Source organism: Clostridium sp. CCUG 7971 (assembly GCF_017590215.1).
Classification (GTDB): Bacteria; Bacillota; Clostridia; order Peptostreptococcales; family Peptostreptococcaceae; genus Faecalimicrobium.
In genome coordinates, this window is the sequence record NZ_JAFFPK010000037.1 from 58,968 (window position 1) to 80,572 (window position 21,605).

The following is a 21,605-nucleotide window of genomic DNA, read 5'->3' on the forward strand; positions in this document are numbered from 1 at the left end:
AGTATGTAAAGGAGGATAGAAATGGCAAGAAATAAAAATCCTGAGATTACTATAAACCGTATTCTAGATGCAGCAATGGACTTATTTTTAGAAAAAGGATATGATAACACTACTATTCAGGATATAGTAGATGCTTTGGGAGATTTAAGCAAAGGAGCTATTTATCACCACTTTAAGTCTAAAGAAGAAATAATAGAAGCTGTTATACCTAGACTTTATGATTCATCAGATAGCAAGCTTTTAGAAGTAAAAGAGTCTACATCTTACAGTGGATTAGAAAAGCTTAAACAGATATTACTTATTTCTTTAAAAAATCCTGGTCAAGAAAAACTAGCTACTGCAGCACCTAATTTAATGAAAAATCCTAGATTTTTAACTCAACAACTTTATAATACAGTAGAAAGTATTGTACCGAACCTTGTAGAGCCTATTATTAGAGAAGGTATAAAAGATGGATCAATAGTAAGTAATAATCCAAAAGAAGTTGCAGAGGCATTCATGATTTTAATGAATATATGGATAAATCCGGCTATATTTCATTCTACAGAAGAAGAATTTAAAAATAAGTTTATCTTCTTTAGAAAATTAATATCAGACTTAGGTATTCCTGTGTTAGATGATAGCGTTCTTGAAGTATTAGAAAGATATAGAGCTATTATTGAAAGAGAAAGAAAGTAAAAATATAGAACATTTTATGTGGTTTATGCATAAATTTAAAATTAGTTAGACAATATTTTTAACTAAAGAAGTTTGTATTAAAAATTACTGCCCAAAGTGGCAGTTTAATTTTATATTTATACATACCGAACGAATGTATTTAAAATTAAGAATTATAATATTAATATATGGAGGTTGTTCAATTGAATAATAAAACAAAACTTTTTAACAAAAATTTTACTCTAATGGTAATAGGTCAAATTATTTCTATATTTGGAAATTCAATCTTAAGGTTTGCATTACCACTTTATCTTTTAGATACTACAAACTCTGCCGCTTTATTTGGTGCCGTATCTGCGTGTTCTCTAATTCCTATGATCACAGTAACTCCTTTTGGTGGGATTATTGCAGATAGAGCTAATAAAAGGAACATTATGGTAATCTTAGATTTTCTAACTGCATTATTAATCACTGTTTTTTCACTTTCTATTGGAAATTTCAATTTAGTATTTATGTTAATAGTTACATTGATGGCTTTATATGGAATACAAGGTGCTTATCAACCAGCTGTTCAAGCTAGTATTCCACTTTTAGTAGATAGAGACAATTTATTACCAGGAAATGCTGTTATAAATCAAGTTAGCTCACTTGCAGGTTTATTAGGTCCTGTAATTGGTGGTATTTTATATGGATTTTATGGATTGATGCCTATATTAATAGCGAGTATAATCTGTTTCCTTGTATCTGCTATTATGGAAATATTTATAACAATACCTTACACAAAGCAAGAAACTACATCTAGTGCTTTTTCTATTGTAAAAGAAGATTTCCTAACTAGCTTAAGTTTTATATTTAAAGATAAGCCAGTAATTTTTAAAACTATTGGTATAATACTTTGTTTTAACTTATTCTTAAGTTCTTTGATAATGATTGGTATTCCAGTTATAATTACTCAAATATTAAATATGTCTAGTCAAGCCTATGGAGTAACTCAAGGTATGTTAGCCTTTGGTGGACTATGTGGTGGAATTATGACAGGGATCTTAGCAAATAAAATTAAGATTTATCATAGTCATATAATATTATTAGTTGCTATATTAGCTCTTATTCCAATAGGTACTGTACTTATGTTTAATGTAACTCCTATGATTTCTTATGTTGTTGTTACGGCTTGTTGTTTCTTAATAATGGCTGTATCTACTTTATTTAGTATTCAAGTATTGACTTTCATTCAAAGCGAAACACCTACTCATCTTACAGGAAAAGTTATTTCATTTTGTTTAGCGATGACAATGTGTGCAACACCTATTGGGCAAATTATATATGGGTATTTATTTGAGGCACTTAAAAACGATACACATATAATTATATTCGTAACCACTTTATTTTCTGGTGTAATAGCACTTATGTCTAAAAAAATTTTTAGTAGCCTGAAAAAGGTTGAAGTTTGTGGTGAGGTCTGCAATGATAGAGAATAAACTTATATATACATGTGCTAACTTTATAATTGGAGTACTAAATATAATGATAATAATGCCTTTAGTATTGGCTTTTGGTCTTGTAATTTTAGCATTATGTTTAGTAAATTTAGCACTTTTCATAGCCTTTATTTTAGCAGTTTTATCGATATTTATTCCTAGTATACCAGTAAACATACCAGCAAATATAGGAGTAAATAATATGATATTTAACCTTTTAATTGTATGTGTGGCAGCAATTATGAGTTATTATTTATATAAGCTCTTAAGCTTATATGTTCCACAGTATTTAAATTTTTTATGTATTTATATGAGAAAAAGTTTTGCATTTAAATTTAATATATAAACAATAGTGTTAAGTTTAATAGATTAGTTATGTAAAACCGTATCACAAATAAGTGATACGGTTTTTATTATTAAAAATTATGTTATTATAAGATGATGATACGGCAAATGGAATAAAGAGTAAATTTATAACAAGACATATGTAATAAAGCATTATTTGGAGGAGATATGAAAAAAAGTATATTAATGATAACTCCTGAAAACAAGGAGATTAATAGGTTTAGAAAAAGGCAGATGAACAATTTTATACAAATAACAATGCCATATCTAGCAGCATTTATTGATGAAAGCAAGTATGAAATTACATTAATAGATGAGTATAATCAAAAAATACCTTTTGAAAAGTATTATGATTTAGTTGTAATTACAGTTAATACTGCAAATGCACCTCATTGTTATAACATTTCAAAAGTATTTAAAAGTAAAGGGAGTAAAGTTGTTTTTGGAGGACCTCATGCAACTCTTTTACCAGAGGAAGTAAAAGAACATTGTGATGTAGTAATTATAGGGGAGGCTGAAGATAGTTGGCCAAGGTTTTTAGAAGAATTTTATTATGGAAATTATGATAGTGAATATAGATGTTTAGATACTCCCTCACTAGAGCAAATTCCAATACCAAGAAGAGATTTAATAAAAGGAAGATGGTTTACTAAAGGTGCTGTTTTTGCAACAAGAGGGTGCCCTTATAGTTGTTCTTATTGTAATCTAAAACAAATATATGAAGACTCATTTAGGAAAAGACCAATAAATGAAGTAATAGAGGATATCAAAAGTAGTAAAAGTAAGTTTTTTGTTTTTTGGGATGATAATTTCTTTGGAGATATTGAGTATGCAAAAGAATTATTAAAAGAACTTAGTAAATTAAATAAAAAGTGGGCAGCTCAGGTTACTTTAGAAAGATGCAAGGATGAGGAATTGTTAAAGTTAGCTAAAAAAGCTGGATGCATTTATTTCTTTGTTGGATTAGAGTCTTTTTCAAAAGAAACTCTACAGAGTGTAAATAAGGGATTAAACAATGTAGATAAATATAAAGAGTTGATAGATTCTGTTCATAAATATGGAATTTGTATACAAGCAGGAATAATATTTGGATTTGATACTGATACAAAAGACGTATTTAAAACAACTCTAGATATGTGTAATTTCCTGGGAATTGATGGAGTTACAGTTAGTATACTAACACCACTTCCTAAAACACCACTATATTATCAATTAAAAAAAGAACATAGATTATTAACTGATGATTGGTCATATTATAATGGAAAGACTAGAGTAGCATTTAAACCCAAGAATATGAGTGATGAGGAATTGTTTGATGGATATATGTGGTTTAGAAGAAATTTCTATTCCTTAAAATCAATAATTACTAGATTAAGCAAATCAAAAGCTAATATTTTATATAACTTAATAGTTAATTTAGGGTACAAGATTTCAATAAGAAAAACAGTATAATTATTTAATTCATTTTTAAGGCTATATGGATAATTGTACCAATTTAAAATTTGTAATATAATTAGAATTGATAATTATCTAACAAAATGTAACAAAACAAATGAAGAAAGAAGGAATAGTTTTATGGCTCTTTGTTGTAGGGATTTATTTCAACTTAAAAATTTTTCAAAAGCAAAGCTATTAGCTGGGGAGAAGGGGTTAAACCGTGAAATATCTTGGCCTTATGTAAGAATGACAGAATCTATTTCCCAGTGGCTTTATGGGGGAGAGTTGATATTTGTTATTTATACAGATATAAAAAAGGATGATAATAGCTTTTTGTTATTGATAGAAGAATGTATTGATAAAAAGCTTTCTGGAATTGTAATTTTAATTGATGATAAGGATATAAATAGCATACCTAAAGATGTGTTAGATAGGGCAGATGAAGAAAAATTTCCTGTATTTATAATGCCTTGGAATATTAAATTAATCGATATTACACAAGAAATCTTATTTAAATCAGAACAAAAACATGAAGAAAAAAAGAATGCAAAGCATTTTTTTGAATCAATTATTTTTTCACAAGACCAGTTGCATGAAGATATACATGCTCTAGCAGAATTTTATAATATAAAATTAAGACCTTTTCACTATATATGTATATTTAAAATAGAAAATATATCTAATGTTTCCTATGATTTAGAGCAAATTAGTAAACATATAATTCATTCATTAGAAGAGGCATTAAACATAGAAAATCAAACCTTAATTCCTATGGAATATGCAAATAACTTGATGTTTTTAATATTTTCAAATGATTATAATGAAGGAAATAAGTCATTAGAAACTGTTGAAGCGGTGTTTAATCTTGTAAGTTCCAAATATTCAGAAGTTGAAATTAGCTTAAGTTTTAGTCGTATAAGAGAAACAAACTCAGAGATAAAAAAAAGTTTCAAAGAAGCTTTTAAAGCTTTGTCTATGATTGATATATGCCATAGAGATTCAAAAATTATTAAGTATAAGGAATTGGGAATTGTTAGATGGCTAGTAGAATTGGCTGATATTAAAGAAATTCAGCAATATTGTTATGAAAACTTGGGTCCTATTTTAGAGCATGATAAAAATCATGGAATGGATTTAATTGGAACTTTAAAATGTTATTTCCAAAATAATAGACATTTATTAAAGACTTCCCAAGAGCTTTTTATTCATAGAAATACATTGATTTACAGATTGTCAACAATCAAAGATCTTTTAAAAATAGATTTAGATGATGCAATGATAGATTTAGAACTTTTTAATAGCATATTAATTTATGAATTTATTAATCTTCAAAATAAAAAACCCCTATGATAATACATAGGGGTTAATTTTAAACTTCCAGTTCCTCTTTAGTTTCTGATTTTTTTTCTTTTGCAAAAGATAATATTAAGACTCCTGCAAAAATTAATATACATGCAACAATTTTTATAGGTGTTATCTTTTCACCTAACAATAACACTCCAAATATTACACTTGTTATAGGTTCAAAAGTACTTATAACAGCTGCTTCGCTTGCTCCAATATATTTTATACCAACTTGTAACAGTGATAGGGCAACAACTGTACATAAAAATGCAAATACTGCAGATATAATCCATGATTTAGTTGTTAGCGTAGATAAAACAAGTTCATTAGTAAAAATACCATAGATAAACATACCTATACTTGAAGCAATTGCTACATAAAATGTTATTTTAAATGGAGATTCACCTTTTAGACCACTTTTGTCCATAAATATAATATAGAATGCATAAAATGCTCCTGAAGCAACTGCTAAAATTAATCCAAGTAACGTAGATGAATCAAAAGAAGCAGAATTTAATGATTCAATAAAGAAACATCCTATACCACACATAGCTATAATTAATGCTATAATTTTTTGTTTGCTCAGTTTTTCATGGAAGAATAGTACACATCCAAGTGTTACAAATATAGGATAAGTGAAGTGTATAGGAGTTACTATTCCTACATCTACATGAGCAAAAGCTATATTTAGCATTAATGTTGTTATTGCATTTCCAACAAATCCTAATATTACTAAGTTTTTAAGTTGATTTTTTGTTATTTTTAAATCAATTTTCAAAAATAAAACTATTAGTAATAAAAAGGGTAAACTTAAAAAGTTTCTTAAAAAAGTTAATGTTACAGGATTGCTTCCTCCAGCACCATATGTCATAGGTCCTAAGGTAAAGGCAAAACCAAAGGTAATAGAAGATAGCATTGTTAGAAATATTCCTTTTAATTTCATAAATTTACCTACTTCTTTCTATAAAGATTTATTTGAATGCTTCTTCAACTATTTTTAATATATTTGGAATGACATCATCTACAATTATTTTTCCTCTTGCAGCTGAAGATGATTTAGCTGATGCAAGTATTCCAGTTTCAGGAACGATATCTTTTTCTATAGGATATCTAAAGTAAGTTGCTGGACTAGCATTTTCTGTATCTAATATTTTATCTTCTCTAACAAGTTCTGGTGCAAAATACATCATTAAAGATGTTTCTGTAACAGCAGCATGTTCTAGAGCCCATCCTGGGAATGGTACTTCATCAAAAACTTTATCAATTACATCAGGTGACATTGGATCCCACCAGTTAGTAAGAAGAAGTTTTACTTTGTCTCCATATTTTGCAGAACATAAATCCATAGCTTCTACTATAAATGCTTCATTTTCAAAGTGAGCACTTAAAATAAATATTTTTGTAAATCCATCACGAACAAATTCATCAATTATATCCATTACTAAAGCTTGTAATGTAGCTCCATTTAAGTCAATAGTTCCTGGGAATAATGGACCACCACCGCTTAATGGTTTTGATTTATAACCATAAGAAAGAGTTGGAGCAACTACACCATTAATTTTTTCAGCTATACGATAAGCAAATTCTTCTGCTAATACAGCATCTACACAAGTAGGTAGATGAGGTCCATGTTGCTCTGTAGCACCTATTGGTAATATAATTACATCATCTTTTTTCTTAGCAAATTCTTGCCATGTCATGTTTCTCATTTTAACATTTTCGTACATAATAACGTCCCCCTTTTTAATTAAAAAATTTCTTCTAAGTATTTTATACAATGAGCTTTCAACTTTCAAGAAGTGTCATCGCACTAATTAGTATATACTTATAAAATTTTATATACAATGTGCAAAAAATACAAATAAATCTCCTAAAATATGTTCTTTATGTGCACAGTCATATTAAAATTTTATTGTATGGTTAGTACAATGACTAGTGTATATTTTCATGTTAGACTTTGAATGTCGCTAATAAAATAGCTAAAAATAATAGAAGGGGGATTATTAAAATGAAAGTAATATTATTTAAAAATGCTAGATTAAAAGGAAATGAAACATTAGTTGATTTACTTGTTGAAAATGGAAAATACAAAGAAATAGGTCCAAATCTTTCACAAAAATATAAAGATGTAGAGACTTATGATTTAGAAGGAAATCTAGTTGTTCCACCTTATGTTGACCCACACATTCACTTAGATTATGTATATACAGCTCGTATGGCTGGTGCAAATAATGGAACAGGAACTCTTTTTGAAGGAATTCAAAGATGGTCTGAGACAAAATCAAATATGACAATAGATGAAATAAAAGACAGAGCTAGAATTGCACTAAAAAAAGAGATTTTATATGGAACTCAATATCTTAGAACACATGTAGATGTAACAGATCCAAAGCTTACTTGTTTAAAAGCGATTATGGAATTAAAAGAAGAAGTAAAAGATGTTGTTGATATACAAATCATAGCATTTCCTCAAGAGGGAATGTATTCATATAAAGATGGGGATAAATTAGTAGAAGAAGCATTAAAAATGGGTGCTGATGTAGTAGGAGCTATACCTCACTTTGAATTCACAAGAGAAATGGGAGAAAAATCTGTAAAGAAAACTGTAGAACTTGCTATGAAATATAACAAGTTAATTGATATTCACTGTGACGAAACAGATGATGAACAATCAAGATTCCTTGAACTATTAGCTGCGGAAGCTTATATGAATGGAATAGGAGAGCTTACAACAGCAAGTCACACTTGTGCTATGGGCTCTTACAATAATGCATATACTTTTAAGCTATTTAAACTTTTAGCATTATCGAAACTTAACTTTATATCATGCCCAACTGAAAATATTCATTTACAAGGAAGATATGATACATATCCAAAAAGAAGAGGGCTTACAAGAGTTAAAGAATTAAATGATGCAGGTATTAATGTTTGTTTTGCACAAGACTCAATTTCAGATCCATGGTATCCACTTGGAAATGGAAACTTAATGAATATTCTTGATGCAGGAATTCATATTTGCCATATGATGTCATTTGAAGAAATTAAAAATGCTCTAGACTTAATTACAGTAAATGGAGCTAAAACTCTTCATATAGAAGATAAATATGGTATAGCAGAAGGTAAAGATGCCAACTTTATAGTATTAAATGCAAAAAATGAATTTGATGCAATACTAGAAAGAGTTGGAGTTAATTGTTCTGTTAGAAAAGGTGAATTCTTATTTAAAAGAGAGCCAGAAGTAATTAATACAAAAATTTCATTATTAAAATAGTTACCATATTAAAAAGGATTAAGTCAGTATTGGCTTAGTCCTTTTTAATTATTAATCTTTTATTATCTTGAAATGCTAATATTATGTAATTGACTAAAGAAAAAATGTACTGTATACTTAACAAGTACCACTGAGTACTGGTTAGTACTCGATAGTACTTGTCAGTTTTGTAAAGTTATTTTGGAGGTTTATAATGGATATAAAGCAAGAATTAATAATGAATGTAGCACAAAAATGTTTTAATAGTTATGGTGTCAAATATACTTCAATTGATGATATAGTAAAAGAATGTAAAATATCAAAATCAACATTTTATAAATACTTTTCTACTAAAGAAAACCTAGTAGAGGAGATCTTACGCTATTCAAGTGATAAATTTCTTAGTAAATCTAGATTAATAGATGAAGATATTCAAAAAACACCTAAAGAAAAATTAAAGTCAAAAATAAATATTGTATTAGAATATTTAGAATCAAATAGGTATTTTAATTTATACATTTTAGGATCATTTTCAGCGATAAATGGAAAGCCAGTTGAAGAAATAAAAAATATAATTAAATCTAAATTAGTAAAAGTATACTATGATAGCTTAATTGAGATATATGGAGAAGAGATTAAGCCATTTATATGGGAACTTATATTTGTAATTGATAGTATAACTCATGAATTTAACTTAATTTATCGTTTAAACAAAAAAGAATTAGATAAAGATTATATATTTGACTTTACTTTAAAGCAGATAGATTTAAATGTAGAAAATTTAAAAAATAATAAATGTACTATAAAAGAAAATATTTTTTTACAGTAGGAATAGATAGTGAATTAAAAATAGAGTTAGATTTACATGAAAGATTTTTAAAAGTAATTAAAGATATTAAAAATAGGATAGAAAATAATGGATTAAATAGAAAATTTAATGAAGCTATTTTAACATTGGAAAAGAGTATGAATTAAAAAATTATAATTCATTAATGATGGATGCAATGATAGCATATCTAGAAAAAGAAGAATCGTTAAAGAGAGAAGTAAATGAATTAAAAAGTATAAAGTATCAGTTAGGGGACGACAGCAATGATAGATAATAAAAAAACTAGAAATCTTATTATATTAGTATTAATGATGGGGTCTCTAATAACATCACTCACTCAAACTGTATTAACATCAGCATTACCAAGTATAATGTGTACTTTTAGTGTAGACGCAGGTACAGCACAATGGCTAACAACGGTTTATCTGCTTGTTTTAGGCATTATGATTCCTTCAACAGCTTATTTAATAAATAGGTTTTCTATCAAAAACTTATTTATTACATCAATGTCTTTATTCTTAGTAGGGTGTATAATATCTATATTTGCTAAGAACTTTGGGATTATGATAGTATCTAGAGTACTTCAAGCTGTTGGTGCTGGTATAATAATGCAATCGGTTCAAGTTGCTATGATTAATCTATACCCAAAAGAAGAGCGTGGTAAGGCAATGGGTATTTATGGATTTGTAATAGGAGTAGCACCAGCTATAGGGCCATTAGCAGCAGGATATATAATCGATAATTTAGGATGGAGAGTAATATTTTATATATTAGCTTTTATTACATTAGCTAATATAGTATTAGCATTTTTATTCTTAAGAAGTATAATGGAAGTTAAAAAATCTAAGCTTGAAATCGTATCATTAATTTTATCTACTTTGGGATTTGGAGGTATTTTAGTTGGAGTATCTAATATAGGTGCTTATTCTATAATCAGCCCATTAACATATATTCCACTAATTATAGGTATCGTATCACTTGTGTTATTTGTAAGAAGACAATTAAAAGTACAAGAGCCGTTATTAGAACTTAGAGTATTTAAAAGTCGTAATTTTGTAATAAGTACAGTATTAATTATAATAGTATATACAGCTATGACATCTGCTTCTATTATTATATCTATATATATACAATCAGTAAGAGATATGTCTGCTATGGTGCCAGGAATAATAATGCTACCAGGTTCTATCGCAATGATAATTTTAAGTCCTATTGCAGGTAATATACTAGATAAGTATGGATTTAGAGTGTTAGCTATATTAGGTTGTTTGTTATTAGGATTAGGGACATTTGAACTTTCTACATTAACAACAACTAAATCAATATCAATTTTAACAATTATGTATGCAATAAGAATGATAGGAATAACACTTTTATTAATGCCAGTTACAACATGGGGATTAAATTCACTAAAGCAAGAAGAAATATCACATGGTAGTGCTATAAATTCCACTGTACGTCAAGTATCTGGTGCTATAGGTTCATCTATACTTATAACTGTAATGACTACAGTTACAAAACAGAGCCTAAGTACATCAAAAGCCTTAGCAGAAATAGAGGGTATGAATACATCGTTCAAAATAGCAACAGTTATAATATTAGTAGGGTTAGTAATATCATTAATTTATGTAAAAGATAAAGATAAAAATGATAAAGATATAGATTGTAAAGAATCTGTATTAAATTAAAAAATCTGTAAGGACAGTTAATTTTAATAACTGTCCTTACAGATTTATTTTTTTAACCAGAAATATACAGTACCATTTGGATTAACTGCATAAATAAAATCATCTTTTTCTCCTAATATTACTTTATTACTTTCAATATCATTTTTAATTTCTTCTTTGTTCCACCATTTTTTCTCAATACTTTGCATCTTTAGTACTGCATCTTTTTTAATTGGATTTAATGTTGAAACGAATTTTTTAGCTTCAGTTTCAGATAATTTAAAAGTACCATTACCTATATTTGTATCTAAGTTATGTACTTCATAAATTTCTTTTGCAGTAGTTGGAATATTATCTGGAATCCAACCATGTTCAATTGTAGTTTTTGCATCTTGGTAGCTGTTAAACTTAGAGCTAGATACATCACTAAAGAAATTACCCAAGAAATAATAAGCATTTCCAAGAAGTAAAATTGATATGACTAATAAAACTGGTATTTTAAAATTTTTCATATTTATATTTTTCTCCATTTCATCAACTGTCTTAGTAATTTTTATAGTCCTAATAATTAAGTAAAATACAAAACCAATATAATTGGGGCATAACATTAAGACTAGGACCCAAATATAGGGCTTTAAATTTAATGATTTTGCATCTTTATATACATCAAATGTTATTAATAACTTTGTTATAAGATATAAAATGTAAAATACAATGGCTAAAGTTAGTGTATCCATGTTTATTCTCCTTTTATTTTAAGAAAAGTTATTATTTCACGTCTGTAAACGAAATTCAAAATTAAAGTAGCTAAAATACCGAAAATTAAGCTATTTTTCATAATAACATTTCCACTTTGAATAGATAAATTAATTGCTTTAATTGAGAATAATAAACATACAACGCTTAAGCAAAGTACATAAATTTTATTTATCAATAAATCATGCTTTTTTTGTTTTTTAATTAAATTTTTAGTTGTTTCTATTAAAGCCTTTTCTGGTTTTAAATCATCTTCATCTATTAAACTATTTTTAATGAATATATCAAATTCATTATCTTTCATTATGTACCTCCTTGTTAAATACTTTTAAGTTTTTCTTTAAGTAGTTTCTTTCCATTATTAAGTCGATATTTTACAGTTCCAATTGGAATTTTTAAAACATTAGCAATATCGCTATAACTATAATCTAAATAATAATATAGTATTATTGGAAGTTTATATTTTTCGTCTAAATCCTTTATAAGATTTTGAATTACTTCCTTTTCAATGCTATTAAATACAATAGATTCCGTTTCATCTATATCTAAGCTTTGGCTTTCCATAACTTCATGTTTAATTTTAGAGTCGAAAAAATCTGTTATAACATTTAGCCATCTTTTCTTTTTTGAATATTCGTCTCTGTAAGTATTAATGCAAATGGTGTATAACCAGTTCTTTACAGATTTTTGTTCTTCTAATTTATGAAAATTATTATATATCTTTAACCAAGTATCTTGGAAAAGATCATCAGCATCAATTTTATTATCGCTTAATTTAAGGCAAAGTTTATAAATGTCATCTTTATAAACATAAATCATGCTTTCTATATTAAAAACTTTCCTCATCTCCTTTCATCATATATATACGAATGAAGTTTTATTTTGTTTGAAAAAATATAAAAATTTTTTTATTTAAAGTTAATTTATTATTTTAGATTAGTATTTTTATATAAATATAAGTAATTAAACTACAAAATTAGGAAAATAGTAGAAAAACTATAGACATAGTATTTCATATAGAAGTCTACAATATCAACTTATATAAAATAAATACAAAAATTTTATTTTAGTCCTAAAAAACTAAATATCAGTCCATTTTTATAACTAGATATTGATTTTATGATAGCATTAAGAATAATCGACATTTAATAAGAGGTGAGTTACGTGAGTACATTTTTAAGATTATTATTTATGGGGATAGTTATTTTATCTATAATAATAAAAAATATTTATCTTTTTATTGTATTACTTTTTGGGTTTACTATATATTCGTTATATGAGTCTATAAAAAATATAGTTTCTAGAAGAAATTCTAAGAGAAAGGTTTCTAGCAAAATTGATTTATATTGCAAAGAATTTGGAGCATTAGATAGTATTTGGATGTTCTTTTATATTATTATTATTGCAGGCGATGATATAAATTTTAAATATATAGTAAAAAATTTTTCTAGAGTTTCTTTTTCAGACCAACTATCATTTGTATTTAGCATATTTGGTTTTATATGGATATTATTTTTTTTAACTGTATTTATATATTCGAAGAGTGACTCAAAGAAAGGGATAGTATATAAAGAAGGGCTAATTTTAGAAAATGGTAAGTTATATAGTTTTGATAGTATAAAAAGCTATGAATTTAAAGTATCTGGTAGGGGGATAAAATATAGCGATTTAGTTTTAACTTTTGATGGTAAAACTGTTAAAAAGTTGTATGTTTACAAGGATGATACTGATAAGTTTAAAGAGTTATTAGATAAAAATAAAGCTATATAGTTTTATTTTAATCCATAAAAAACATATATTAGTCCATTTTTATAAATAAATATTAATTTAATGATAGTATTAAGATTAATATTTATTTAAGAAAGGATGATTTGTTTGAAAAACTCTTTTATGCCATTATTAATGGCGTTATCAATAGGATTATTATATGCGATTAAAAATATATATATTTTTATTATGCTATTTACTGGGGTTTCTGTATATATGGTATATAATACTATAAAAAGTATAATTAATATAAAAAATTATAAGGTTAATACTTTTAGTAAAATTGATTTATACTGTAGAGAACCCGGAGTAATAATAATTTTTCTTATTATATTGATGTTTACAATAATTATATCAAGTTGGGATATAGACTTTAGCTATATCTTAAAGAACTTTTCTAAAATACCTTTTAAAGAACAACATATTTTTATATACACTATAAGTTGCTCTATATGGGTGATATGCCCTTTAATTATGTACATATGTGATAAGATTAAATCAAATAATTGGATATTGTATAAAGAAGGATTTCTTTTAGGTGATGGTATATTATATAGCTTTGATAGTGTTAAAAGTTATGAATTTAAAACATCTTGGAAAGGAATTAAATATAATAATTTGGTTTTAACCTTTGATAATAAAGCTATTAAAACTTTATATATTTACAAGGATGATATTGATAAGTTTAAAGATTTATTAGAAAGGCTATAAAATGAATAAATATAAAAATTTGACGAAAAAACTAAAGGAAGTTTTTATTGGATTTTATTTTGATGAAGAATATGAAGAATTTCCCTATATAGAAGTAGATGAAACTGATAAGGAAGTCTTAAAAAATAGATACTTTGGGATAGATAGCTTTCCAATGCAAATGAATGCAGAATCTGCATATGGGCTATTAGATACTTTTTGGGATTTAGAAAAAGATAAAACAAGGTATTTAAAGCAAGAAGAAAAATTTCTAAGAGCATTATTGCTTATAATGAGTTACAGTAATGACATGATAGTATCAGATGGATATTTTCACTCTGAGAATAAAAAACATTTAAAAAAAGTTCTAAGTAGAAAAGAATTGAAATACCTTAAGGTAATAAAAGATCATATATTTGATTTTAAAGAAATTGATTTTGATTATGATGCTATAAATTTATTAATGAAATTAGCATTAAGAGAAAGAAACCACTTAACTATATATATGCTAGATTTAGAAATAGCATTAGATATAAATGGATTATATAGTGGTGTATATCTAGGATTAAATGGAAATATAGATATTGTTAAATACATATGTAATGTAGAAGGATTATATATTAGAGATAGATGGAATGAAGAACCGTATAATGAATATTAATATAACTTTTTATTTTACTCTATAAAACATATACTTTAGTCCATTTTTATAACTAAATATTGATTTCATGATAATATTAGGATGAATAGTTATTTAAGAAGGGATGATTTATTTGATTAAATTTTTAATCTTATTACTGCTAGGGCTAGCGGCTTTATTTTTTATATTTAAAAATGTTTACTTTTTTATTATATTATTTTTGGGATTTTCAGTATTTTCAGTATATTTAGTCATAAAAAATATAATTGATAGGAAAACTTCTAAGACTAAGGTTTCTAGTAGAAGTGATTTATATTGCAAAGAACAAGGAGAAATGTTTATTTTTTGGATGTTATGGCCTACATTCCTAAGAATATGTGATAATTTGAATTTTAAGTATATCTTAGAAAATTTTTATAAGGTTACTTTTAAAGAACAGTTTCTTTTTATGTGTACCATAAGTGGTTTTATATGGGCATTATGTATTTTAATTATGTTTATAAATGCTAAAATTGGCTCAAAGAAAGGTATAGTATACAAAGAAGGATTAATTTTACAAAATGGTAAGTTATATACTTTTGATAATGTTAGAAGTTATGAGTTTAAAACTTCTTTTAAAGGTATGAAATACAGAGATTTAATTTTAACCTATAATGGTGAAGTTGTTAAAACTGTATGCATTTATAAGGATGATATTGATAAATTTAAAGAATTATTAGAAAAGAATTGCCAAATATAGCAATTCTTTTTTTATTTTTATTTCAATCCATAAAAAGTATATGTTAGTCCATTTTAATAACCAAATAACGATTTCATGATAGTATTAAAGTAGATAGTTATTTAAAAGGAGGGATTTATTTGGCTATATTTTTAGTTATCCTACTAATAGGGATATTATTTTTATCTATAATACTAAAAAATATTTATTTTTTTAGTGTAGTGGTTGGTGCTTTTTCTATATGCATAATTTATATACTTGTAAATACTATAGTTTATAGAAAAAAATCTAAGAATAAAGTTTCAAGTAAAGTTGATTTATATTGCAAAGGACAAGAAGGAATAGGGATGTGTTGGATATATTTCCCTATATTAATAAGTATAGGTAATGATTTAAATTTTAATTATATATTAGAAAACTTTTCTGAAGTTTCTTTTAAGGAACAATATCTATTTATATTTATTATAAATGGTGTTATATGGGCACTATGTTTTTTAATTATGTTTATATATGAGAAAATTGATTCGAAGAAAGGGATAGTATACAGAGAAGGATTAATTTTAAGTGATGGAAAGCTATATAGCTTTGATAAGGTTAAAAATTATAAGTTTAATACTTCTTTTAAAGGTATGAAATATAGAGATTTAGTTTTAACTTATGATGATAAAAATATCAAAACTGTCTGCATTTATAATGAGGATATTGATAAGTTTAAAGCTTTATTAGATAAAAATAAAGTTGTATAGTTTTATATAAAAAATAATTACTTATAATAGTAATTATTTTATTTTACTCCATAAAAAGCATATATTAGCCCATTTTAATCACTAAATATTAATTTGATGGTAGCATTAAGATTGAAGGTTATTTAAGAAAGGATGATTTATTTGACTGTATTTTTGGTTGTATTGTGTGTAAGTTTATTTATTTTATCTCTAATAATAGAAAATATTTATATTTTTACTATCTTAATTTTTGTAATTTCCATATCTACTGTATATATGTGCATAAAGAGCGTAAATTATAGGAAAGCTTCTAAAAAGAAGGTTTCGGGTAGAATTGACTTATATTGCAAAGAAGTTGAAGTAACAGATAGATTTTGGATATACTTTATTATATTTATGATGGTAGATTATAGTTTAGATTTTAAGTATATAATGGAGAATTTTTCTAAAGTACCTTTTGAAGAACAATCTCTTTTTATAGTTGATATAAATAGTATTATATGGATATTATGTCTTTTAATTATGTTTATATATACTAAAGCCAGCTCAAGGAAAGGTATATTATATAAAGAAGGGTTGATTTTAGACGATGGTAAATTCTATAGTTTTGAAAGTGTTAAAAGTTATAATTTTAAAAGTTCTTTTAGAGGAAAAAAATATAGGGAGTTAGTTTTAAAATATGATAATAAAACTTTTAAAAGAATGTATATATACAATGAAGATATTGATAAATTTAAAGCCATATTAGATAAAAATAAAGTTATATAATTTTATATAAATATAAAGAGAATTACCAGAATTGGTAATTCTTTTTATTTTTTGATGATATTTTATTCATAATTAACATACAGGAAAAAATATCTTTTTTTATTTTTTGATAGATATAGTAATATATAACACGAAGTATTAAGTGTACGGATAAGTACAATAAGCTTATTGGAAGAAAGGAATAGATATGAAAATAAAAGAAGATAACTTTATTCTTCAGCTTAGAAACAAAAATGAAAAAGCTTTAGAATATATAATCGATAACTACGGTTGGATTATTAAATCAATTGTAAGAAAACACTTATACAATTTAGATAGTTATCAGGACGAGTGTATAAATGATATATTACTTGGAATTTGGAATAACATAGGTAGCTTTGATGAAAGTAAAAATAGCTTTAAAAACTGGGTAGGTGGAATATCTAAATATAAAGCTATTGATTACAAAAGAAAATATTTGAAAGATTTGGAAAAAGAGAATATAGACACACTAGACTTAAAAACAGAAGATGATGTTCACATAGAACTAACTAAAAATGAATTAAACAAAGACTTAGAAAATCTATTAAATTGTTTAAAAGAAGAAGATAAAAAATTATTTTTTAAACTATATGTAGAAGAAAAAGAAATAGATATTATAGCTAAGGAAACTGGATTAAAGCGTGATGTAATTTACAATAGAGTATCTAGAGGAAAGTCAAAAATTAGAAGTATATTTAAAACTTCGGAAGGTAGAGGGTAAAATATGAAAAATAATATATACGAAATGTTAAATGAGGCTAATATAGATTTAGATGAATATAAAAAACAAGACTTTACAGAATTTGAAAAAAAGAAAATAAAAAATAAATTTAAAAGAAGTGTTAATAAAAAAGATTTTTATAAAAAAGGTATTGTAGTAGCATCAGTTGCAGTAGTAAGTTTTGGTATTTTAGGAAGTAACCTAGGTACATATGCATTTGAAACATTAGGAGTTATTGCATATGATATATCAAATGCATTAGGAATTAAAAAAGATATAGCTGAGTACAAAACAGTAGTTAATCAAGGTATAACTAAAAATGGAATAAAAGTTAAATTAAACGAAGTAATTTTAGATAATGATGAATTAATAGTTTCAACAACTGCTACAAGTGATAAAAAATTAGGTGGAGCGGGAGACATTTCTCTAGATGGAGATGTTTATATAAATGGAAGAAATGTAAGTGAGGGTGCTAGTGGTAGTGCTAGTCAGTTAGATGAGTACAGTATGGAGTCTGTTATAGAACATAGTTTAGATAACATAGATGAAAATGATTTAAAGGGAGATATAAATATAAAAATTAAATATAGCAGAGGTCATATTGGAGAGACAGATATAAGAGGACCTTGGGTATTTGAATTTAAAGTTAATGGTGATGAATTAAGGGCAGAAACAAAGGAAATAAAGTTAGATAATTCATTTACATTTGACAATGGTCAAAATATAAAATTAGAAAAATACACAAGTAATGATATAGGTCAAAAGATTTACTTCTCGCTAGACTCAAAAGGTACTGATTACAATATGGAACTTAGAGGTCATGATGATTTAGGAAATGAAGTAACATTCTATATGTCTAGATTAAGAGGAGATAAGGGTATATTTAAAATAGAGAGTATAGATGGTCTTGTAAATGAAAATGCAAAGGAATTAAAACTTACTCCATATGCAACAGAAGAATCTAAAACAAGTGGACAAAGTAGTAATGATTTTAAAGTAATAGGTGAAGAGTTTACTATAAACTTAAATAAATAAAAAATTAGCTTAAATTTTAATTAAAAATAACATACAAGAGAGTGTATCATTTAGAATAAATAATTTTAATAGATACACTCTTTTTATTTATAAGTTCATTAAAACTAATTGGACTATAGTTGAAGCTACAACTATAACAACACCTATAATTATCTCATAATGAATTAGTTTAAATCTTTCTGTTATATCCATAGAGACACTTCGAGTGCTTGCATGGAATAATGCACCATGAGGTAAATGTTCAAATACACAAGCACCGGCATTAACCATAGCAGCTCCAGAAACACCAGATAAACCAGAACTTAAAATTGCCTGAGAGAATGTTGATGATGCAATAGTTGATCCACCAGTAGTAGAGGCAGTAGCAAGTGACATTACCATACCTGAAATAGGTGCTAATAAAAATTGTGGAACATTTAGCATATCAAGTAGTCCTATAGTACTATGTTGTAAATTAGACATTTGAATAATTCCAACCAATGTACCTGTACCAAGTAGTAATATACAAACTCCTTGCATTTTTGCTACTCCAAAAGACATATACTCTCTAGTATTTTTTAGGTTTTTAGTAGCAATAATACTTACAACAGCACCAATAGGTAAAGCTACAAGTGGATCTATAACTATACTAGATATATTTCCTAAAAATAATAATCCAATAGAAACTATGGGTCCAATTAAAGACGCAAATAAACTTGGTAAATTCTCATCTTCTTCAATATTTATATCAATATCAACTTTACTACCTTTATTAATTAATAATTTAGCTAAGATTGTAGTTACTATAATTCCACATATTGCAGGAATTACATTTGCAAGCATAACACTTGATAAATTTACATTAAAGTTAGTTGCAGCAGCTAATGTATTTGGATTTGGAGAAATGATATTTCCAGCTTTTCCTCCCCCTAATGCTGCTAAAAGTATTGCTAATTTTGAATATCCTAATTTGTGTCCTATAGACATTCCAATAGGTCCAACTGTAAGGACAACAACATCTAAGTCAACTCCTACACCAGCTAAAACCATTGCTGATAATACAATTCCTAAAATAGCTTTATTAAGTCCTAAAAGTTTTATTATCTCCTCAGAAATTTTTTCAACTGCTCCTGTTTTTATCAATGTGGCAGCTAAAAATCCTGATGTCATTACTCTAAGTATAGATGGTGCCATATCTTTTGCACCAATAGCCATATACTCAACTGTTTCAACTAGATTTGCACCACCTACTAATCCACCTATTAAAGCTCCGAATACTAAACAATAAAATGGTTCGAATTTCTTTATTATAAGTATAATTGCTACAATTAATCCTATTGTTGCCCCTAAGGTTGTTATTGTCATATGTATTCCCCCTTTATTGTCAAAGCTATTATCTATGATTTTATACAATAAGCTTAAAGGTGTCAAATGTAATTTAATTAATTAAATATAATTTAATTTTATTGATTTATTATGCTATAATTAATTTAAAAGCTATAATTTTATTAAAATGATTTAAATTATGAAATAAGAAGATTTTGTTTATAAGGAGATTATAATGTCAGATATAAATATAGGTGAAAAAATATCACAAATAAGAAAAAATAAAGGATTAAGTATAAGAGAATTAGCACAGTTATCCAATGTTACATCATCTATGCTTAGTCAAATAGAAAGAGGACTTGCTAATCCTTCTGTAAATTCATTAAAATCTATTGCATCAGCTTTAGATGTAGCGTTATTTACATTTTTTACATCAGAAGTTGTAAAAGAGGACTTAATAGTTAGAAAAGACAATAGAAAAAGAGTAATTCTTCCAAATAGTGATGATGTTATTTATGAAATACTTGCCCCAGGAATAACTGATAATTTTGAATTTGCAATTATGACCCTTGCACCAAATACATCATCAAGTAATGGAAATATAAATCATAGTGGATATGAAATAGCTTATGTACTTGAAGGCGAAGTTTTGTTATATCTTGATGATGAAGAATTTGTATTAAATAAAGAGGATAGTGTTAAAGTAACAGCAGGTATAAATCACCGTTGGGAAAATAAATCGGATAAAGATGCAAAAGTTATATTTGCAGTTATATTATAAAAAATTAAAAATAATTAACATATAAAAATCACACTATTTTTAGTGTGTATTTTTTATGTATTAAATATAAATTTTAGACCTATTTTTAGACATAAAGATTATTTCAATCCGTTTTTATTATGTTTTAGTCCATTTTTCAACTAAAATTAGAATTTATATGTTAAAAATAAGATGGATTATTATGTAAATGATTTTTAAGAAGATAATTAAAATTATAGCCAAATATTAGTTTATAAATTAAAAATATTATTTATAAAATGGGAGTGAGGAGAATGAAGAAAAGGTTATTTAGGTGGGAAATAGTATTAGTGATGTTATTTTCTATATGTGCTGTTGTTAATATAATAGGAGGGAAAACTATTGTAGGAATCCTTTACTTTATATCAGCAATGTGTTTTCTATTTAGTTATATAATGGCACTTAAAAATAATAAAAGTGAAGTTAACTTAACTGAAGAGGAAATAGAAAAGATAGACAATGAATTAAAACAAATGATTTTAGATGGTGAAGAAGTAAAAGCTGTAAAAAGATACAGAGAATTAACTAATTCACAACTTTTAGAAGCTAAAAACTATATAGATAAGTTAAAATAAAGTATTTAATAATGTTTGGCTATTTTACATATAAGGCAATTATATTTTATCTGACTTGTGGATAAATATAATTGCCAA

The 21,605-nt window shown here is 25.9% G+C and carries 25 protein-coding genes; 19 read left to right on the top strand and 6 right to left on the bottom strand.

What is annotated here, in order from left to right:
• Positions 1-21: 21 nt before the first annotated feature.
• The 5 genes from JWF52_RS05135 to JWF52_RS05155 all read left to right on the top strand — a co-directional run bounded on the left by JWF52_RS05135 (position 22) and on the right by JWF52_RS05155 (position 5,267).
• Complete coding sequence (locus JWF52_RS05135; RefSeq protein ID WP_208332266.1) at positions 22-678, top strand: TetR/AcrR family transcriptional regulator; 657 nt, start codon at positions 22-24, stop codon at positions 676-678.
• A 182-nt stretch (positions 679-860) separates the two neighbouring features.
• Entirely contained in the window at positions 861-2,135 is a 1,275-nt protein-coding gene (locus JWF52_RS05140; RefSeq protein WP_208332267.1) for an MFS transporter, read from the top strand.
• Entirely contained in the window at positions 2,122-2,481 is a 360-nt protein-coding gene (locus JWF52_RS05145) for a hypothetical protein (protein ID WP_208332268.1), read from the top strand. Before JWF52_RS05140 ends, JWF52_RS05145 begins: the two co-directional genes overlap by 14 nt.
• Before the next feature lie 167 nt (positions 2,482-2,648).
• A complete protein-coding gene (locus JWF52_RS05150) occupies positions 2,649-3,932 on the top strand; it encodes a B12-binding domain-containing radical SAM protein (RefSeq protein ID WP_208332269.1) in 1,284 nt (427 codons plus the stop codon).
• Between the two features lie 123 nt (positions 3,933-4,055).
• Entirely contained in the window at positions 4,056-5,267 is a 1,212-nt protein-coding gene (locus JWF52_RS05155) for a PucR family transcriptional regulator (protein WP_208332270.1), read from the top strand.
• Positions 5,268-5,286: 19 nt separating this feature from the next.
• On the opposite strand, the gene JWF52_RS05160 is transcribed toward JWF52_RS05155, so the two are convergent.
• Both JWF52_RS05160 and JWF52_RS05165 read right to left on the bottom strand, forming a co-directional pair.
• A complete protein-coding gene (locus tag JWF52_RS05160; RefSeq protein ID WP_208332271.1) occupies positions 5,287-6,204 on the bottom strand; it encodes a DMT family transporter in 918 nt (305 codons plus the stop codon).
• Between the two features lie 28 nt (positions 6,205-6,232).
• Positions 6,233-6,988, bottom strand: a complete 756-nt coding sequence (locus JWF52_RS05165) for a creatininase (RefSeq protein ID WP_208332272.1) — start codon at positions 6,986-6,988, stop codon at positions 6,233-6,235.
• A gap of 281 nt (positions 6,989-7,269) precedes the next feature.
• On the opposite strand from JWF52_RS05165, the gene codA reads away from it, so the two are divergent.
• The 4 genes from codA (at position 7,270) to JWF52_RS05185 (ending at position 11,028) form a co-directional block, all read left to right on the top strand.
• Positions 7,270-8,532: a cytosine deaminase gene (codA, locus tag JWF52_RS05170; RefSeq protein WP_208332273.1), complete on the top strand. Its 1,263-nt coding sequence runs from the start codon at positions 7,270-7,272 to the stop codon at positions 8,530-8,532.
• A gap of 193 nt (positions 8,533-8,725) precedes the next feature.
• Positions 8,726-9,340, top strand: coding sequence for a TetR/AcrR family transcriptional regulator (locus JWF52_RS05175; protein WP_208332274.1), 615 nt, complete (start codon positions 8,726-8,728; stop codon positions 9,338-9,340).
• Positions 9,307-9,486, top strand: a complete 180-nt coding sequence (locus JWF52_RS05180) for a hypothetical protein (RefSeq protein WP_208332275.1) — start codon at positions 9,307-9,309, stop codon at positions 9,484-9,486. Before JWF52_RS05175 ends, JWF52_RS05180 begins: the two co-directional genes overlap by 34 nt.
• A 117-nt stretch (positions 9,487-9,603) precedes the next feature.
• Positions 9,604-11,028 carry a DHA2 family efflux MFS transporter permease subunit gene (locus JWF52_RS05185; RefSeq protein WP_208332276.1) on the top strand — a complete coding sequence of 475 codons (1,425 nt, stop codon included), beginning with the start codon at positions 9,604-9,606 and terminating at the stop codon, positions 11,026-11,028.
• A gap of 44 nt (positions 11,029-11,072) precedes the next feature.
• Here the strand turns inward: JWF52_RS05185 and JWF52_RS05190 are convergent, their stop codons facing one another.
• The 3 genes from JWF52_RS05190 to JWF52_RS05200 are packed head-to-tail and all read right to left on the bottom strand — an operon-like array spanning position 11,073 to position 12,609.
• A complete protein-coding gene (locus tag JWF52_RS05190; protein WP_208332277.1) occupies positions 11,073-11,744 on the bottom strand; it encodes a YbbD-related protein in 672 nt (223 codons plus the stop codon).
• Positions 11,745-11,746: 2 nt separating this feature from the next.
• On the bottom strand, positions 11,747-12,067 hold the full coding sequence (locus tag JWF52_RS05195) for a hypothetical protein (RefSeq protein ID WP_208332278.1): 321 nt from the start codon (positions 12,065-12,067) through the stop codon (positions 11,747-11,749).
• Between the two features lie 14 nt (positions 12,068-12,081).
• The gene (locus JWF52_RS05200; RefSeq protein WP_208332279.1) at positions 12,082-12,609 is read right to left on the bottom strand and encodes an RNA polymerase sigma factor; all 528 of its coding nucleotides are present in this window, start codon (positions 12,607-12,609) and stop codon (positions 12,082-12,084) included.
• A gap of 318 nt (positions 12,610-12,927) precedes the next feature.
• Here JWF52_RS05200 and JWF52_RS05205 point away from each other — a divergent pair, with 318 nt between their 5' ends.
• The 8 genes from JWF52_RS05205 (at position 12,928) to JWF52_RS05240 (ending at position 18,848) form a co-directional block, all read left to right on the top strand.
• The gene (locus JWF52_RS05205; protein WP_208332280.1) at positions 12,928-13,533 is read left to right on the top strand and encodes a hypothetical protein; all 606 of its coding nucleotides are present in this window, start codon (positions 12,928-12,930) and stop codon (positions 13,531-13,533) included.
• 333 nt (positions 13,534-13,866) lie between these two features.
• Positions 13,867-14,241, top strand: coding sequence for a hypothetical protein (locus tag JWF52_RS05210; RefSeq protein ID WP_208332281.1), 375 nt, complete (start codon positions 13,867-13,869; stop codon positions 14,239-14,241).
• Position 14,242: 1 nt separating this feature from the next.
• Positions 14,243-14,881, top strand: a complete 639-nt coding sequence (locus JWF52_RS05215; RefSeq protein WP_208332282.1) for a hypothetical protein — start codon at positions 14,243-14,245, stop codon at positions 14,879-14,881.
• 199 nt (positions 14,882-15,080) lie between these two features.
• Positions 15,081-15,599 (top strand): hypothetical protein, encoded by a 519-nt coding sequence (locus JWF52_RS05220; protein WP_208332283.1) that lies wholly within the window; start codon positions 15,081-15,083, stop codon positions 15,597-15,599.
• 119 nt (positions 15,600-15,718) lie between these two features.
• Positions 15,719-16,324, top strand: a complete 606-nt coding sequence (locus JWF52_RS05225; RefSeq protein WP_208332284.1) for a hypothetical protein — start codon at positions 15,719-15,721, stop codon at positions 16,322-16,324.
• A 255-nt stretch (positions 16,325-16,579) separates the two neighbouring features.
• The gene (locus JWF52_RS05230; protein ID WP_208332285.1) at positions 16,580-17,071 is read left to right on the top strand and encodes a hypothetical protein; all 492 of its coding nucleotides are present in this window, start codon (positions 16,580-16,582) and stop codon (positions 17,069-17,071) included.
• 187 nt (positions 17,072-17,258) lie between these two features.
• Positions 17,259-17,813: a sigma-70 family RNA polymerase sigma factor gene (locus JWF52_RS05235; protein WP_208332286.1), complete on the top strand. Its 555-nt coding sequence runs from the start codon at positions 17,259-17,261 to the stop codon at positions 17,811-17,813.
• Positions 17,814-17,816: 3 nt separating this feature from the next.
• The gene (locus JWF52_RS05240) at positions 17,817-18,848 is read left to right on the top strand and encodes a DUF4179 domain-containing protein (protein WP_208332287.1); all 1,032 of its coding nucleotides are present in this window, start codon (positions 17,817-17,819) and stop codon (positions 18,846-18,848) included.
• Positions 18,849-18,935: 87 nt separating this feature from the next.
• On the opposite strand, the gene JWF52_RS05245 is transcribed toward JWF52_RS05240, so the two are convergent.
• Positions 18,936-20,192 carry a GntP family permease gene (locus tag JWF52_RS05245; protein WP_208332288.1) on the bottom strand — a complete coding sequence of 419 codons (1,257 nt, stop codon included), beginning with the start codon at positions 20,190-20,192 and terminating at the stop codon, positions 18,936-18,938.
• A gap of 196 nt (positions 20,193-20,388) precedes the next feature.
• Between JWF52_RS05245 and JWF52_RS05250 the strand changes: the two genes are divergently transcribed.
• Positions 20,389-20,934, top strand: coding sequence for a cupin domain-containing protein (locus tag JWF52_RS05250; protein WP_208332289.1), 546 nt, complete (start codon positions 20,389-20,391; stop codon positions 20,932-20,934).
• Between the two features lie 272 nt (positions 20,935-21,206).
• Positions 21,207-21,527 (top strand): hypothetical protein, encoded by a 321-nt coding sequence (locus JWF52_RS05255; protein ID WP_208332290.1) that lies wholly within the window; start codon positions 21,207-21,209, stop codon positions 21,525-21,527.
• Positions 21,528-21,605: the final 78 nt, after the last annotated feature.